Origin of the sequence: Psychroserpens ponticola (assembly GCF_023556315.2) — a bacterium.
GTDB lineage: Bacteria > Bacteroidota > Bacteroidia > Flavobacteriales > Flavobacteriaceae > Psychroserpens > Psychroserpens ponticola.
In genome coordinates this window covers 3,243,305-3,258,925 of the sequence record NZ_CP116221.1, presented here as the reverse complement: position 1 = coordinate 3,258,925, position 15,621 = coordinate 3,243,305, and the positions used below count along the sequence as shown (strand labels likewise).

The following is a 15,621-nucleotide window of genomic DNA, read 5'->3' as shown; positions in this document are numbered from 1 at the left end:
TTACTTTATTATTCAATTAGAGTAAGCATTTTTTTAGCTTTGAAAAAACTAATGTATATTATGAATTCAGCTCAAGATCTATTACAACTAATTCAACTTAAACAAACTGAAGACAATAAATTTCAGGGTTTTAGTAAATCGGTTGGAAGTCCGAATGTTTTTGGAGGTCAAGTACTAGCTCAGGCTATAAATGCTGCAACTCGAACCATTACAAATGGTCGGATATTACATTCATTACATTCCTATTTTTTAGAACCTGGCCATTTGGAAATTCCAATTGTTTATGATGTAAGCGTTGTTAGAGATGGAGGAAGTTTTTCAGTACGACGTGTCACTGCTCAGCAACATAAGAAAATTATATTTATTTTATCAGCCTCATTTCAAAGAGAAGAAGAAGGTTATGAGCATCAAATTGAAATGAAAAGTAACATTAAATCACCTGATGAACTAATGAGTTGGACAGATTTACTTGAAACGTATCGTGATGTGCTTCCAAGTAGAATAAAAGGGTTTTTCGAAATTGAACGCCCAATTGAATTCAAGCCAACTCAAATAGTAAATCCATTTGATGAAAAAGATTTACCACCATTTACAGATGTTTGGATAAAACTTAAAGGCGATGTTTCAAATTTAAGCAGAAGTGATAAACAACAAATCTTAACCTATATTTCAGATTATAATATTCTCACAGCAGCAATGAATAGACATGCTAGTAAAGCAAATTGGAATAATACGCAAACAGCAAGTTTAGATCATTCCATGTGGTTTTTTAGAGATTTTGATTATGACGATTGGTTGCTCTATTCTATCGAATCTCCAAACACGTCAAATGCAAGAGGTTTTGCAAAAGGGAATTTATTTACAAGAGATGGTGTTCTAATAGCTTCTGTGGCTCAAGAAGGTTTAATGCGCCCGAAATAATGTCAAAAAAAGCATTGAAAATAGGTCATAGAGGAGCAAAAAATCATGTTGCTGAAAACACATTAGCTTCCATCGAAAAAGCTTTAGAATTTAAAGTTGACGCTATAGAAATTGATGTTCATAAATGTGCTTCTGGTGAATTGGTTGTCTTTCATGATTTTACTTTAGATAGAATGACAAACGGCTCAGGTGAAGTTTCAAAACATACTTTAAAACAACTAAAAAACCTTAAGGTAAACGACCAATATGAGATTCCTACTTTAGAAGATGTTCTAAATATTATCGATAAAAAATGTATGCTCAATATTGAACTTAAAGGAAGAGATACAGCTTTTACAACTTGTAAAATAGTTTCAGAGTATATCAAAACGAAACAATGGGATTTAAATCACTTTTTGATTTCAAGCTTTCAACATCAAGAATTAGAAGCTGTTTACAATTATAATAATCAGTTGCGTTTAGGTGTGTTAACCAAAGCCAGTGTTTCAGATGCTATTGAATTTGCTAAAACAATTAATGCTTTTTCAATACATCCAAATGTGGCATTAGTTACAAAAGATAATGTAAGTTTGGCTCAAAATAAAGGCTATAAAGTCTTAACTTGGACAGTTAATGACCAACCAACTATTAAACGTATGAAAGCGTATGGAGTAGATGGTATTATTTCTGATAATCCTGATTTAATATGAATGTGTACGATGTTATTATAGTTGGAGGAGGAGCAGCAGGTTTTTTTGCTGCGATTAATATTGCTGAGCAAAATTCAGATCTAAAAATTGCCATTCTAGAACGTGGAAAGGAAGGACTTCAAAAAGTCAAAATTTCTGGTGGTGGACGATGTAATGTCACTCACGCTGAGTTTATTCCTTCAGAATTGGTGCTTAATTATCCAAGAGGTGAAAAAGAATTGTTAGGACCATTTCATCAGTTCATGACAGGTGATACCATCGAGTGGTTTGAAAAAAGAGGTGTCGATTTAAAAATTGAAGAGGATGGCAGAATGTTTCCTGTTTCAAATTCATCTCAAACCATTATAGATTGCTTTTTAAACGAAGCTGAAAAACATCAAGTTGACGTTTTATATAATCATTCCGTAAAATCTATTCATCAAATTAATACTGCAGATGTCATGCTGAGCGGAGTCGAAACATCTCAAACACGAAAAATGTTTCATATAGAAACCAATCAAGGCGATTTTTCTTCAGAAAAACTGCTAATTGCGACTGGAAGTAATCCTAAGATTTGGAATCTTTTAGAGGAACTAAATCACACGATTTCTCAGCCTGTTCCGTCATTATTTACTTTTGATATTAAAGATGAACGCATTAAAGATATTCCTGGTGTTGTTGCTTTAGATGTCGACGTTGCTGTTGTTGATTCTGATTTATTTAGCGAAGGCCCATTGTTGATTACTCACGTAGGAATGAGTGCACCATCCATTTTAAAACTGTCTGCTTTTGGTGCTATAGAACTAGCAAAACGAGATTATAAATTTGACATTGAAATTAATTTCATCAAACAAGATTTTGAAGATTGTATAGAACAATTAAAAGTTTTAAAACAAGATCTAGCCAAGAAAACAGTATATAAATCTGCTCAATTTGATTTGCCAAAACGCTTATGGCAAAAATTAGTAGTGGCTTCAGAAATGACCAATGAAACACGATGGGCAGATTTGAATAAGTCACAATTAGAACAGTTTACAGCACAATTGACAAAAGCCATATTCAAAGTCACAGGAAAAAGTACGTTCAAAGACGAATTTGTAACAGCTGGAGGCATCAATCTTAAAGAGGTGAATTTTAAAACTTTTGAAAGTAAACTTTATGAAAATCTTTATTTTGCAGGAGAGATTTTAAATATTGATGCTGTAACTGGAGGTTTTAATTTTCAAAATGCTTGGTCAGGAGCTTATATTGCTGCTAAAGCTATTTCAAAATCATGAACACATATATCGTACTTTTAAGAGGAATTAATGTTGGTGGACATAAAAAAGTCCCAATGGCTGAATTACGTGAATTACTTGCCAAATCTGGTTTTGAAAATGTAAGAACCTATATTCAGAGTGGAAATATTATTTTCAAATCTTCATTTTCTGATATAAAAGAAATAGAAATTAGAGTTCAAAAGTCAATTATTGACCATTTCGGTTTTGAAGTTCCTGTAATTGCCAAAACAAGAAAAGAATTACAAGTCATATTTGATGTTTGTCCATTTTCAGATGAAAAAAAAGAAAACAGTTATTTTGTGTTGTTGCATGACATTCCTAAACCTGAATTAGTTAGTATGGTAAATGATATAAGCTTCAAAAATGAAGAATTTGTAATCATTAAAAATTGTCTTTACTTTCATTCTTCAATAGGTTATGGGAATTCTAAATTCAATATGAATTCATTTGAAAAAAAATTGAACGTAAAAGCCACATCTAGAAATTATAAAACAATGCTAAAGTTATTATCTTTGTCGTCTGAAAATTGATTCATGACAGAACAAGATTTTATTCCAAAACCCTATTCTAAAACTTTAGAAAACGGAAGTGTAAACTGGTCATCACCAAGCAATATCGCATTAGTTAAATATTGGGGAAAAAAGGAGCATCAAATCCCTGAGAATCCATCGATAAGTTTTACGCTAGATCATTGTAAAACAACAACAACACTTAGTTTTTCTAAAAAAGAGACTAGTGATTCGTTTTCATTCGATGTGTTTTTAGATGGCGAACAAAAAGACAGTTTTAAATCCAAAATTGAAACATTTTTTAAACGAATAGAATGCTATTTGCCATTTTTAAGAGATTATCATTTCAAAATAGAAACCTCTAATACATTTCCTCACAGTTCAGGTATTGCTTCTTCGGCTTCGGGAATGAGTGCTTTAGCATTGTGTTTGATGAGTATTGAGAGAAACCTCTCGTCTGCGCTCGAGGAGACAGACAAATACTTTAATCAAAAAGCATCATTTTTAGCCAGATTAGGCTCAGGAAGTGCTTGCAGAAGCATTGAAGGTGATTTAATTGTTTGGGGAGCACATAAAGAGATTGATGGAAGTTCAGACTTATTTGGTGTAAAATATCCTCATGGAGTCCATCAAAATTTTAAAAATTATCAAGACACGATTTTATTGGTCGATAAAGGAAAAAAGCAAGTCAGTAGTACAGTTGGACATGATTTAATGCACAATCATCCATTTGCAATTCGACGTTTTGAGCAAGCACATGAAAACATGTCTAAATTAATCAATATTTTCAAAAATGGAGATGTAGATGCCTTTGTGAAAATTGTTGAAAGTGAAGCCTTAACACTACACGCAATGATGATGACAAGCATGCCTTATTTTATATTAATGAAACCAAATACCTTGGAAATTATCAATAAAATTTGGGCATATCGAAACAAAACGAATTCAAAAGTGTGTTTTACTTTAGATGCAGGAGCTAATGTTCATGTACTATATCCTGAAAATGAAAAGGAAACTGTGCTTGAGTTTGTTAAAAACCAATTAGTTGAATATTGTCAAAACGGACATTATATTAACGATCAAATTGGTTTTGGTGCTCAACAGATTGGTGAATAAAATCAAAAATTTATAATCGACTTAGCTGTTGATTGTAAACCAAATAGCAGAATAATACGTATATTTGTTAAAGCAAATGGCTAGACATATATGAAAGGACCTCTTTTTTACTCAAAAATCTTACTCTTCGGAGAATATGGAATCATCAAAGATTCTAAAGGGTTATCTATTCCTTATAACTTTTATAATGGCGCTTTGAAGACAGATGAAAATCCGTCTCAAGAGGCTATAAATTCTAATGAAAGTTTAAAGAAATTTGTGTCTTATCTAAAAGAGATAAATGAAGAATTAGTGACTTTCGATATCGAGGTTTTAGCTCAAGATGTTAAGGCTGGAATGTATTTCGATTCGTCCATTCCTCAAGGTTATGGTGTTGGAAGTAGTGGTGCTTTAGTCGCTGCAATTTATGATAAATATGCGCATGATAAAATCACAGTTTTAGAAAATTTAACAAGAGAAAAGTTATTAAAACTAAAAGTGATTTTTTCTGAAATGGAATCGTTTTTCCACGGAAAATCTTCAGGTCTCGATCCATTAAATAGCTATTTAAGCATTCCTATTTTAATAAATTCTAAAGATAATATTGAAGCAACTGGAATTCCTGCACAACAAAGTGAAGGAAAAGGTGCTGTGTTTTTATTAGATTCAGGCATCACTGGAGAAACAGCTCCTATGGTTCATATTTTTATGGAAAATATGAAACAGGAAGGATTTAGAAGCATGCTTAAGGATCAGTTTATCAAACATACAGATGCTTGTGTTGATGATTTTTTAAAAGGTGATGTGAAGTCGCTTTTCAAAAACACAAAGCAATTGTCTAAAGTAGTGTTGAATCATTTTAAACCTATGATTCCACAACAGTTTCATGAACTTTGGAAAAAAGGAATTGAAACCAATGAGTACTACCTGAAATTATGTGGTTCAGGAGGTGGAGGTTATATCCTAGGATTCACTGAAGATATTACTGTTGCTCAAAAATCACTTAAAGACTACAAATTAGAAGTGGTTTACAACTTCTAATCTTCTCTTTGTAACTCTGAGCGCAGTCGAAGAGCCTCATTTTATCATAAGAATATGCTGACTAGAAAACAAAAACATATCCTACTGAAGTTTTTTAGTATGTTTTCTGTGGTTCGAGGTTATAATATTCTTGTCATAGTTATTGCGCAATACTTAGCATCTGTGTACATTCTTGCGCACGATAAACCTTTAAAAAGGGTTTTACTTGATTTAAATTTATTGATGTTGGTGTTAGCTTCAGCAGCAACCATTGCAGCAGGTTATATCATTAATAATTTTTATGATTCTGAAAAAGATTTAATAAATCGTCCTAATAAATCTAAATTAGATCGATTAGTGAGTCAGAACACAAAACTGTCTTTTTATTTTGTACTGAATTTCACTGCTGTTGTCATGGCAAGTTATGTGTCGTTTAATGCCGTTTTGTTTTTCTCGGTATATATCTTTGGAATTTGGTTTTACTCACATAAGCTTAAGAAACTTCCATTTGTTGGAAACTTGACGTCTGCGATATTAACCATTACACCATTCTTTGCTATTTTCTTGTATTACAAAAATTTTGAAACTGTTATTTTTGTGCATGCTATTTTCTTGTTTTTAATAATTTCAATGCGAGAACTTACAAAAGATTTAGAAAATATGAAAGGTGATCTTTTATTAGGTTACAAAACGATTCCAGTAGTTTATGGAGAAAAAACTTCTAAATTAATGCTGACTATTTTAGTGTTATTGACAAGCGTTCCAATTTATCTACTTTTAAATCGGTATGATGTAGGACATATGTATTTGTTTTTTTACTTCTCTGTAATTTTATTGCTTATTTTCTTACTATTGCTTTGGAAATCAAATACCAAAACTCACTATTTAATACTACACAATATTTTGAAATTCATCATTTTAGCAGGTGTGTTTTGTATCGTTCTTATTAATATAAATGTTGTTTTAAACCAAATCTAATGAAGCATATTCTTAAAGTGGCACTTGCACAAATTTCACCAGTTTGGTTGAATAAAATTGAGACGCTTCAAAAGGTTGAAAATTCAATAATTGAAGCATCAAAAGAAAATGCTGAGCTTATCGTGTTTGGTGAAGGTTTAGTTCCAGGTTATCCATTTTGGTTGTCTTTGACAGGAGGAGCTGAATGGAATAAAACTATAAATAAAGAGCTTCATGCACATTATGTTAAGAATTCTATTACTATTGAAAAAGGAGATTTAGATGCTGTTTGTGAGTTAGCCAAAAAACATGAAATTGCTATCTATTTAGGCATTATTGAACGACCATTAGATCGTGGAGGTCATAGTGTTTATGCCTCTTTAGTTTATATTAACAATGAAGGTGTTATTCAATCTGTGCATAGAAAACTTCAACCAACATATGACGAACGCTTAACTTGGGCATCAGGAGATGGAAACGGACTAAGAGTGCATTCGCTTAAAGAATTTACTGTTGGTGGATTAAACTGCTGGGAAAATTGGATGCCATTACCTCGTGCAGCATTGTATGGTTTAGGTGAAAATTTACATATTGCAGTTTGGCCTGGTAGTGATCATAATACTAAAGATATTACACGATTTATAGCTAGAGAATCACGTTCATATGTAATTTCTGTTTCTAGCTTAATGGCAAAAGAAACCTTTCCGAAGACTACACCACATATTGAAAGCATTTTAGATAAATCGCCTGAAATACTTGCAAATGGAGGAAGCTGTGTTGCAGGACCAGATGGTGAATGGATTATTGAACCTGTTTTGCACAAAGAAGGTTTGATTTACGCAAACTTAGATTTTAATCGTGTATTGCAGGAACGACAAAACTTTGATCCTGTTGGTCATTATTCACGACCAGACGTTACAAAACTATCAGTAAATCGTGAACGTCAATCTACAACAGAATATTTCGATTCGTAAAGAGTAATATATTACCTTTGCGCAAAATTAGTAACCATGAGCAGAAACCAAGGCACAAGCGGAAAAGGGAAACCTTCAGGAAGAGGACCAAGTAAACCTACCAATAAAAAATCGAGTAGAGGACGCGATAATGCTAAAAGTAATAGCTTTTCTAGAGGGAATGCTCCAATTAAGAAAAATCAGTTGCCTTCAAAATCTTCTAAGTCGTCAAACCCTGATGAGATGCGTTTAAATAAATACATTTCCAATTCAGGAATTTGCTCAAGACGTGATGCAGATATGCATATTTCAGTCGGAAGTGTCACTGTTAATGGTAAAGTTATAACCGAAATGGGTTATAAGGTTAAATTGGATGATGAAGTGAAATTTGATGGTGCTCGTATCAATCCTGAAAAGAAAACCTACGTATTGTTGAATAAGCCTAAAGGATTTGCAACAACTACAAGTGAAAGTAAAGGGAAAACGGTTATGGATTTGGTTGCTAATGCTACGTCTGCACGTATAAAACCAATTGGTCGTTTAGGACGAAATTCTACAGGATTATTATTGTTTACAAATGATGATGTGATTGTTAAAAAATTCACGAATTCTAAAAATGGTGTGGAACGCTTATTCGAAATAGAATTAGATAAGAATTTAAAATTTGAGGATCTAAAAAAGATTCAAGAAGGTATTAAAATTGAAGGTAAACTAGTCCCAGTTGAAGAAATTAGTTATATCGAAGATGCACCAAAATCAAAAGTTGGACTTAAGATTAAAAATACAGGAAATACTATTCTACATACTATTTTTGATTATTTGAAATATGATATTGTTCGAGTAGATTGCGTTTCAATTGGTCATCTTACCAAAAAAGATTTACCACGTGGTCATTGGAAACATTTAACAGAACAAGAGTTGAATACGTTGAAGATGTTATAAATCTTGATTTTAATCTTCAACTTTAAAAGTGTAAGTTACTATCAAATTTTCTCCTATTAAAAAATGGGTATCATAATAGCCAGTTTTGTTAAATTGGTATTCTAAAGTCAAAGATAAATCATCGATAACTACAGATTTTGGTTTCGTAGTAATTGTATTATATCCATTATCAATAATAAACGAAATCTGTTCTTTGTCAATAGGTTCTATGAGTTCATACTTAAACGTTATCGTTTCGTTTTTTTGAATCGTATTGTTTAATGTATTTGGTGTTAGATGCGCTGATAAATGTTTATAAGCTTTTCCATACAAAATAGGGTTTTCTAAAAAGGATTGAAACGTAGGTATTTCATTATCTAAAAACATCCATTTTGATTCAATAGGATAGTGTGTAAGCGCAAAAAATTCTGGACTTGTAAGAAAGAGTCCGTTGTTATAATTAAATTTAAATCCATAATTAAAAGGATGTACAATTCCACTTGCCCAAGTTGGATCGCTCAAATACCATTTATTATCTAGTTTTACAGCATTCCAAGAGTGGTTTGGGGCATTAAAGTTATCAATCGAAGTTGTACTTGTTCTTCCAAAACCATTAACCATTCTACAATTAATATTTGCTAATCTTGAAAGTTCGCTAACTAAATAGGCATAGCCAGAGCAAATCGTTTTTTTTCGCTTTCTAAGTTTGCTAAATAATTTCTTTTTGAAACTTTCATTCCAAGCTTCAAGTTTAAGACTATCGTCTTCAAACTTTTCACGCTTTTTTTTATTCTTTAAATACAATCCGTAATCATTAGCTACATTTGTACAAACCCAAATGTAAATTGCTCTAAAACGTTCAACATCTGAATCTAAATTAGACGTTAGATTATGTGATAATTCTGGTAGATTTTTGAGATCATCGCCTTTGTATACCAAGGCAATGCTATCAGCTTTTTTGAAATCGATATGATCAAAATCAGACAATTGAGCATTAGCTTGTAAAGCAATAAAGATACTAAATAAAAGTCCTAATGTTTTCATCAAATCAAGACTGTATTATTTTAAAACAACCGTTTTGATTTATATGGTTTGTCAACAGCTAAGGCACCAACAATATCAATGGCTTCAGAGACCATTTTAATGTTTAAAAAGTTAGTATCTGCTTTAATTTTAATTCTACGTGTTTCATAACCTAGGTAGCTAAAGACTAAAATGTCATTTGGTTGAAGCGATTTTGGGAAAATAAAAGTACCATCAGTATCTGTAATAGCTCCATCATTGCTTCCAAGAAGAGCAATATTTACACCTGTTAATGGTCCATATTCATCGCTAACCATTCCTTTTACACTAATTTCTGCATTTGATGTTGCTTGTGCATATATTGAACTGAAAGCTACAGATGCAATCATAAAGATTCCAACTAATAGGTGCTGAATCATTCTATAACTTATTATGTTTTCTCGTTTTTGTGTAAGAATTACGTGTGTTTTCATCTTTTCATAATTTTGTTTGAATCAAATCTACATTATGTGTTAATTGATATCAACAGACTTTTAGTTAACTAATTGCTCCACTTAGTGAAACCCTCTTTTCAATGAGTCTAAGATACATTGAAATTGTAATAAAATAAGATTTTTAACTTTTTTTCAAAAAAAATATAAAAATGTTTTGCGTGTCAAAAAATAAATTACATTTGCTTCGCATTTTAGCTGAACAATTTGAGACGTGTTTTTACGTTCGGGTTTTTGAACATTAGGAAGTCATATTCAAAAGCTGCTTATAGATTAAGTAACCGAATTTTAGAGCTAACTTCCGCATACTACATTTTAATGAGCCAACATTTGTTTGGATTTATTCCTACGACTCATCCTCAAATTCAGGTTTGATTTATAATTCTATTTAAAGTTTTGATGTCAAAATGTTTATGCAACATTATTTGATATTCAATTATTGTTGGCTTAACATCAAGTTAGCCATCACAATTTACATTTAACTTTTTTTAAAATTATAATGAATACAAAATATATAGACTTGGTGAATCAAACTTTTGATTTTCCACAACCAGAATTTAAACTTGAGAATAAAACTTTAGAATTTCATGATGTCAATCTAATGCAATTGGTTGAACAATATGGAGCACCTCTAAAATTCACTTATTTACCTCAGATTTCAAACAATATCAATCGTGCTAAGCAATGGTTTGCAGATGCTATAAAAAAGAATAATTATAAAGGAAAATATAATTATTGCTATTGTACAAAAAGCTCTCATTTTAAGCATGTTTTAGATGAGGCTTTAAAAAATGATATTCATATTGAAACGTCTTCGGCATTTGATATAGATATTGTAGAACGTTTAAAAGCTGAAGGTAAAATCACTGACCAAACGTTTGTAATTAGTAACGGATTTAAACGTGCTCAGTATGTGACTAATATTGCGAGATTAATTAATAATGGACATAAAAATGCGATTCCTATAATAGATAACTATGAGGAAATTGACTTGCTTTCTGCCGAAGTTAAAGGGAAATTTAATGTTGGAATTCGTATTGCTTCCGAAGAAGACCCAAAATTTGAATTCTATACATCTCGATTAGGAATTGGATACAAGAATATTGTTCCGTTTTATAAGAATCAAATTCAAAACAATGAAAAGGTAGAGCTTAAAATGCTTCACTTTTTTATAAATACGGGTATTCGTGATAATGCCTATTACTGGAACGAATTAGCTAAATGTTTGAAAGTTTACACTAGCTTGAAGAAAATTTGTCCATCATTAGATAGTTTAAATATTGGAGGTGGATTTCCAATTAAGAATTCACTGGTTTTCGATTTTGATTACACTTATATGGTAGATGAAATTGTGAACCAAATTAAATTGGTTTGTGAAGAAGAAGACGTAGATGTGCCAAATATATTTACCGAGTTTGGAAGTTTTACTGTAGGTGAAAGTGGAGGAGCAATCTATGAAATATTATACCAAAAGCAACAAAACGATCGTGAAAAATGGAACATGATTAATTCCTCATTTATCACAACATTACCAGATACTTGGGCAATTAATAAACGTTTCATTATGTTGCCAATTAACCGTTGGAATGATAGTTATGAACGTGTGCTTTTAGGTGGATTAACTTGTGATAGTGACGATTATTATAATAGTGAACAACATATAAATGCCATTTATCTTCCTAAGTATAATAAAGAAAAACCATTGTACATAGGCTTTTTTAATACAGGAGCTTACCAAGAAACTATTGGAGGATTCGGTGGTTTGCAACACTGTTTAATTCCTTCGCCAAAGCATATTTTAATTGATAAAAATGCTGAAGGAAATATCACTACAACACTATTTAGTGAGCAACAAAAAAGTGAAGACTTACTTAAAATTTTAGGGTACAACCAAGCAACACAACCTAATTCTGATAGCACAAAAGAAGCGTCAGAATTAACTGAAATACTCAATAACTAAATTAATGAATACTAAAACTTACGCAGGAATAGAAGACCAATATTCTAAATTAGAAAGTTCTAAAATTGTTTTAATTCCAGTGCCTTATGATGGCACAAGTACTTGGCAAAAGGGAGCAGATAATGGGCCAGAAGCATTTTTAAATGCCTCTGAAAACATGGAGCTTTATGATATTGAAACAAAAACCGAAGTGTATAAGCAAGGTGTTTTTTTAGCAGATCCTGTTACAGAAAATATATCGCCAGAGCTTATGGTTGATGCTGTTCATCAAACCGTAAAATCATATATCAAAAAGAATAAGTTTGTGACCACTTTTGGAGGCGAACATTCCGTTTCTATTGGAACCATTAGAGCGTTTAACGAATGTTTTGATAACATAACTGTTTTACAATTAGATGCACATGCCGATTTACGTCAAACATATCAAGGTAGTAAGTGTAATCACGCTTGTGCTTTATATGAAGCAAGTCAAACGACAAATCTAATTCAAGTTGGTATTCGTAGCATGGATGTTATTGAAACCACTGTGATGGATCAAGATAAAACCTATTTTGCTCACGAGATGGCAGAAGATGACAGTTGGATGGATTCTGCTATAGATCAAATGACAGAAAACGTTTATATCACTATAGATTTAGATGCTTTCGATCCTTCTATTATGCCTTCAACTGGAACGCCAGAACCTGGTGGATTGTTATGGTACGAAACATTAGACTTTTTGCGCCAAGTGTTTGAGGAAAAAAATGTTATTGGATTTGATATTGTTGAATTATGTCCAAATCCGGATGAGAAATCTTCAGACTTTCTTGCAGCAAAACTGTATTACAAAATGCTTAGTTATAAGTTTTTGAACGAAGATGTAGATGACGATTTCGATAGTAATTTTAATGAATATAACGATAAATCTAACAAGGTTTCTAAATTTAATGATGATGAAAATAACTAAAGGAGCAATTTCACAGTTTATTGAAAAGTATTATTTACACTTTAATGCAGCTGCTTTGGTTGATGCAGCAAAAGGGTATGAAGGTCAGTTAAATTCTGGAGCAAAAATGTTAGTGTCATTAGCAGGAGCTATGAGTACTGCAGAATTAGGGAAGATTTTTGCTGAAATGATTCGTCAAGATAAAGTACATATCGTGTCTTGTACAGGAGCAAACCTTGAAGAAGATATCATGAATTTAGTTGCGCATACGCATTATAAGCGCGTGCCTAATTATCGTGATTTAACGCCTCAAGATGAATGGGATTTGTTAGAAAAAGGGTTGAATCGAGTTACAGATACTTGTATTCCAGAAGAAGAAGCTTTTAGAAGAATACAAGAACATATTGTAAAAATATGGAAGGATGCTGAAGCAAAAGACGAGCGCTATTTACCTCATGAGTATATGTACAAATTATTATTATCTGGTGTATTAGAAGAACACTATGAAATTGATTTAAAAGATTCTTGGATGTATGCAGCAGCTAAAAAAAATCTGCCAATCGTTTGTCCAGGTTGGGAAGATAGTACAATGGGGAATATTTTTGCGAGCTATGTGCTTAAAGGCGAATTGAAAGCGAGTACCATGAAATCTGGAATTGAATATATGACCTTTTTAGCTGATTGGTACACAGATAATTCGCAAAAAGGTATTGGTTTTTTTCAAATTGGTGGAGGAATTGCAGGTGATTTTCCAATTTGTGTTGTGCCAATGTTGTATCAAGACATGGAACGTCCAGAAACACCATTTTGGAGTTATTTTTGTCAGATAAGTGATTCGACAACAAGTTACGGATCGTATTCTGGAGCTGTACCAAACGAAAAAATTACTTGGGGAAAATTAGATATTAATACACCAAAATTCATAATAGAAAGTGATGCAACAATAGTTGCGCCTTTAATTTTTGCTTATCTCCTTGATATGTAATGGAAGATCATAAAATTGAAAATATAGAATTAAAGTATCTAACGGTTGATGATTTTGAGGAATTAAAATCAGCAACCCTAGAATCTTATGGAGGTGTTTTAGATTCTTATTGGAAAAAACACCACATAGAAAAGTTGACTACGATGTTTCCTGAAGGGCAAGTCGTCATCAAAATTGATGGTAATATTGCAGGCTGTGCTTTATCACTGATTGTTGATTATGATAATATTGACGATAATCATACCTATGCAGATATTATTACAGGTGATTCGTTTAAAAATCATGATCCTGCTGGTGATGTACTCTACGGAATAGACGTCTTTATTAAACCTGAATATAGAGGTTTACGTTTAGGAAGGCGTTTATATGATTATAGAAAAGAGGTTTGTGAAAACTTGAATTTGAAAGGAATTGTCTTTGGCGGAAGAATGCCTAACTATCATAAAAATAAAGAATTAACACCAAAAGAATATATTGAAAAAGTAAAACGAAAGGAAATTCATGATCCCGTTTTAAACTTTCAGATTTCAAATGATTTTCATCCAGTTCGCGTTTTAAAAGGCTACTTAGAAGGTGATACGGCATCCAATGAATATGCAGTTTTGATGGAATGGGATAATATTTATTACACTAAAAAAAGTAAAAAGGCGAGTACTGTAAAAACTGTGGTTCGATTGGGCTTAATTCAGTGGCAAATGCGAACTTATAATGGTTTGGATGAATTGATGCAGCAAGTTGAATATTTTGTTGATAGTGTTGCTGCTTATCGTTCAGATTTCGCACTGTTTCCTGAGTTTTTCAATGCACCTCTAATGGCTAAGTATAATCATATGCACGAGCCAGATGCAATTAGGGAATTGGCAAAATATACGACTATTATTGTTGAAAAAATGCAGCAATTATCTATTTCATATAATATTAATATTATCACTGGAAGCATGCCAGAGTTAATTGAAGATAAGTTATTTAATATTGGCTATTTATGTCGTAGAGATGGAAGTTTAGAACGTTATGAAAAAATCCATGTTACTCCTGATGAAGCTAAAGTTTGGGGAATGCAAAGAGGTCATAAATTACAAACTTTTGAAACAGATGCTGGTAAAATAGGAATCCTAATTTGTTATGATTCTGAATTCCCAGAACTTTCTAGATTATTATCTGATGAAGGCATGGATATTTTATTTGTTCCATTTTTAACAGATACACAAAATGGCTACTCTCGAGTACGCTTGTGTGCTCAAGCGAGAGCTATTGAAAATGAATGTTATGTTGCTATTGCAGGAAGTGTGGGTAATTTACCTAATGTGAATAATATGGATATTCAATATGCACAGTCTGCGGTATTTACACCTTGCGATTTTTCATTCCCAAGTAATGGTATTAAAGCAGAAGCGACTACAAATACAGAAATGATATTGGTTGCAGATGTTGATTTGAGTTTGCTGAGAGAATTACATTCTTTTGGTGCAGTGAAAAATTTAAAAGATAGAAGAAAAGATGTGTATAACGTTATACGTGTAGAAAAATAAATACTATCTTTAGACTAAATTAGCTCCAATTATTATATTAAAAAAATGAAACACAAAGACGCAAATTTAAAACGAGTTATCGTTGATTTTAAGAAATTAACTCCTGAAATACTAGCTTTATTAGTAGAGAAATATCCTCATGGTTATGATGATGATCATGTCATATCATTTAAAAATGCTAATAATGACACGATAGAGGCCGTTGAAGTAACTACTGAAGATACTAAGTATTTAGTCAAGGTAAGTACAAAGTTAGAAGCTACAATGGAGAATTATGATGAAGAGGATTATGAAGATTTTGAAGACGATGATCCAGATGCAGTTCAAGACCCAGATTTAGTTGCTGATGATGACGATGAAGATTAGTGTCAATACATAAAATTA

General features: G+C 32.0%; 16 protein-coding genes. 14 read left to right on the top strand and 2 right to left on the bottom strand.

Features of this window, described 5'->3' with window-relative positions:
- Positions 1–60 precede the first annotated feature (60 nt).
- The 9 genes from MUN68_RS14390 to MUN68_RS14350 all read left to right on the top strand — a co-directional run bounded on the left by MUN68_RS14390 (position 61) and on the right by MUN68_RS14350 (position 8,345).
- Entirely contained in the window at positions 61–921 is an 861-nt protein-coding gene (locus tag MUN68_RS14390; RefSeq protein WP_249993656.1) for an acyl-CoA thioesterase, read from the top strand.
- Positions 921–1,610, top strand: a complete 690-nt coding sequence (locus MUN68_RS14385; RefSeq protein WP_249993658.1) for a glycerophosphodiester phosphodiesterase — start codon at positions 921–923, stop codon at positions 1,608–1,610. Before MUN68_RS14390 ends, MUN68_RS14385 begins: the two co-directional genes overlap by 1 nt.
- A complete protein-coding gene (locus tag MUN68_RS14380; RefSeq protein WP_249993660.1) occupies positions 1,607–2,866 on the top strand; it encodes a BaiN/RdsA family NAD(P)/FAD-dependent oxidoreductase in 1,260 nt (419 codons plus the stop codon). The genes MUN68_RS14385 and MUN68_RS14380 overlap by 4 nt, the downstream gene beginning before the upstream one ends.
- Positions 2,863–3,399: a DUF1697 domain-containing protein gene (locus MUN68_RS14375; RefSeq protein ID WP_249993662.1), complete on the top strand. Its 537-nt coding sequence runs from the start codon at positions 2,863–2,865 to the stop codon at positions 3,397–3,399. The genes MUN68_RS14380 and MUN68_RS14375 overlap by 4 nt, the downstream gene beginning before the upstream one ends.
- Positions 3,400–3,402: 3 nt before the next feature.
- Positions 3,403–4,494, top strand: a complete 1,092-nt coding sequence (locus MUN68_RS14370) for a diphosphomevalonate/mevalonate 3,5-bisphosphate decarboxylase family protein (RefSeq protein WP_249993664.1) — start codon at positions 3,403–3,405, stop codon at positions 4,492–4,494.
- Positions 4,495–4,584: 90 nt separating this feature from the next.
- Entirely contained in the window at positions 4,585–5,514 is a 930-nt protein-coding gene (locus tag MUN68_RS14365; protein ID WP_249993666.1) for a mevalonate kinase family protein, read from the top strand.
- 54 nt (positions 5,515–5,568) lie between these two features.
- On the top strand, positions 5,569–6,471 hold the full coding sequence (locus MUN68_RS14360; protein ID WP_249993668.1) for a geranylgeranylglycerol-phosphate geranylgeranyltransferase: 903 nt from the start codon (positions 5,569–5,571) through the stop codon (positions 6,469–6,471).
- Positions 6,471–7,424 carry a carbon-nitrogen hydrolase family protein gene (locus MUN68_RS14355; RefSeq protein ID WP_249993671.1) on the top strand — a complete coding sequence of 318 codons (954 nt, stop codon included), beginning with the start codon at positions 6,471–6,473 and terminating at the stop codon, positions 7,422–7,424. The genes MUN68_RS14360 and MUN68_RS14355 overlap by 1 nt, the downstream gene beginning before the upstream one ends.
- 36 nt (positions 7,425–7,460) lie before the next feature.
- On the top strand, positions 7,461–8,345 hold the full coding sequence (locus MUN68_RS14350) for a pseudouridine synthase (protein WP_249993675.1): 885 nt from the start codon (positions 7,461–7,463) through the stop codon (positions 8,343–8,345).
- A gap of 9 nt (positions 8,346–8,354) precedes the next feature.
- Here the strand turns inward: MUN68_RS14350 and MUN68_RS14345 are convergent, their stop codons facing one another.
- Positions 8,355–9,368 (bottom strand): transglutaminase domain-containing protein, encoded by a 1,014-nt coding sequence (locus tag MUN68_RS14345; protein ID WP_249993678.1) that lies wholly within the window; start codon positions 9,366–9,368, stop codon positions 8,355–8,357.
- Between the two features lie 20 nt (positions 9,369–9,388).
- Complete coding sequence (locus MUN68_RS14340) at positions 9,389–9,820, bottom strand: carboxypeptidase-like regulatory domain-containing protein (protein WP_249993682.1); 432 nt, start codon at positions 9,818–9,820, stop codon at positions 9,389–9,391.
- Positions 9,821–10,337: 517 nt separating this feature from the next.
- On the opposite strand from MUN68_RS14340, the gene MUN68_RS14335 reads away from it, so the two are divergent.
- Genes MUN68_RS14335 through MUN68_RS14315 form a run of 5 tightly spaced genes read left to right on the top strand, consistent with a single transcriptional unit; the run spans position 10,338 to position 15,603 of the window.
- Positions 10,338–11,798, top strand: a complete 1,461-nt coding sequence (locus tag MUN68_RS14335) for an arginine decarboxylase (RefSeq protein WP_249993685.1) — start codon at positions 10,338–10,340, stop codon at positions 11,796–11,798.
- 4 nt (positions 11,799–11,802) lie between these two features.
- Positions 11,803–12,744, top strand: coding sequence for an agmatinase (speB, locus tag MUN68_RS14330; protein ID WP_249993689.1), 942 nt, complete (start codon positions 11,803–11,805; stop codon positions 12,742–12,744).
- Positions 12,731–13,708, top strand: coding sequence for a deoxyhypusine synthase family protein (locus MUN68_RS14325; protein WP_249993693.1), 978 nt, complete (start codon positions 12,731–12,733; stop codon positions 13,706–13,708). Before speB ends, MUN68_RS14325 begins: the two co-directional genes overlap by 14 nt.
- Complete coding sequence (locus MUN68_RS14320; protein WP_249993696.1) at positions 13,708–15,237, top strand: bifunctional GNAT family N-acetyltransferase/carbon-nitrogen hydrolase family protein; 1,530 nt, start codon at positions 13,708–13,710, stop codon at positions 15,235–15,237. The genes MUN68_RS14325 and MUN68_RS14320 overlap by 1 nt, the downstream gene beginning before the upstream one ends.
- A gap of 45 nt (positions 15,238–15,282) precedes the next feature.
- Positions 15,283–15,603 (top strand): hypothetical protein, encoded by a 321-nt coding sequence (locus tag MUN68_RS14315; RefSeq protein ID WP_249993698.1) that lies wholly within the window; start codon positions 15,283–15,285, stop codon positions 15,601–15,603.
- The last annotated feature ends 18 nt before the right edge of the window (positions 15,604–15,621 follow it).

Excerpts from the sequence above, each read along its gene's own strand:
- MUN68_RS14335 (WP_249993685.1), top strand. The coding sequence starts at position 10,338 with ATGAATACAAAATATATAGACTTGGTGAATCAAACTTTTGATTTTCCA.
- MUN68_RS14345 (WP_249993678.1), bottom strand. The coding sequence starts at position 9,368 with ATGAAAACATTAGGACTTTTATTTAGTATCTTTATTGCTTTACAAGCT.
- MUN68_RS14320 (WP_249993696.1), top strand. The coding sequence starts at position 13,708 with ATGGAAGATCATAAAATTGAAAATATAGAATTAAAGTATCTAACGGTT.
- MUN68_RS14315 (WP_249993698.1), top strand. The coding sequence starts at position 15,283 with ATGAAACACAAAGACGCAAATTTAAAACGAGTTATCGTTGATTTTAAG.
- MUN68_RS14360 (WP_249993668.1), top strand. The coding sequence starts at position 5,569 with ATGCTGACTAGAAAACAAAAACATATCCTACTGAAGTTTTTTAGTATG.
- MUN68_RS14390 (WP_249993656.1), top strand. The coding sequence starts at position 61 with ATGAATTCAGCTCAAGATCTATTACAACTAATTCAACTTAAACAAACT.
- MUN68_RS14325 (WP_249993693.1), top strand. The coding sequence starts at position 12,731 with ATGAAAATAACTAAAGGAGCAATTTCACAGTTTATTGAAAAGTATTAT.
- speB (WP_249993689.1), top strand. The coding sequence starts at position 11,803 with ATGAATACTAAAACTTACGCAGGAATAGAAGACCAATATTCTAAATTA.
- MUN68_RS14385 (WP_249993658.1), top strand. The coding sequence starts at position 921 with ATGTCAAAAAAAGCATTGAAAATAGGTCATAGAGGAGCAAAAAATCAT.
- MUN68_RS14355 (WP_249993671.1), top strand. The coding sequence starts at position 6,471 with ATGAAGCATATTCTTAAAGTGGCACTTGCACAAATTTCACCAGTTTGG.
- MUN68_RS14370 (WP_249993664.1), top strand. The coding sequence starts at position 3,403 with ATGACAGAACAAGATTTTATTCCAAAACCCTATTCTAAAACTTTAGAA.
- MUN68_RS14340 (WP_249993682.1), bottom strand. The coding sequence starts at position 9,820 with ATGAAAACACACGTAATTCTTACACAAAAACGAGAAAACATAATAAGT.
- MUN68_RS14350 (WP_249993675.1), top strand. The coding sequence starts at position 7,461 with ATGAGCAGAAACCAAGGCACAAGCGGAAAAGGGAAACCTTCAGGAAGA.
- MUN68_RS14365 (WP_249993666.1), top strand. The coding sequence starts at position 4,585 with ATGAAAGGACCTCTTTTTTACTCAAAAATCTTACTCTTCGGAGAATAT.
- MUN68_RS14375 (WP_249993662.1), top strand. The coding sequence starts at position 2,863 with ATGAACACATATATCGTACTTTTAAGAGGAATTAATGTTGGTGGACAT.
- MUN68_RS14380 (WP_249993660.1), top strand. The coding sequence starts at position 1,607 with ATGAATGTGTACGATGTTATTATAGTTGGAGGAGGAGCAGCAGGTTTT.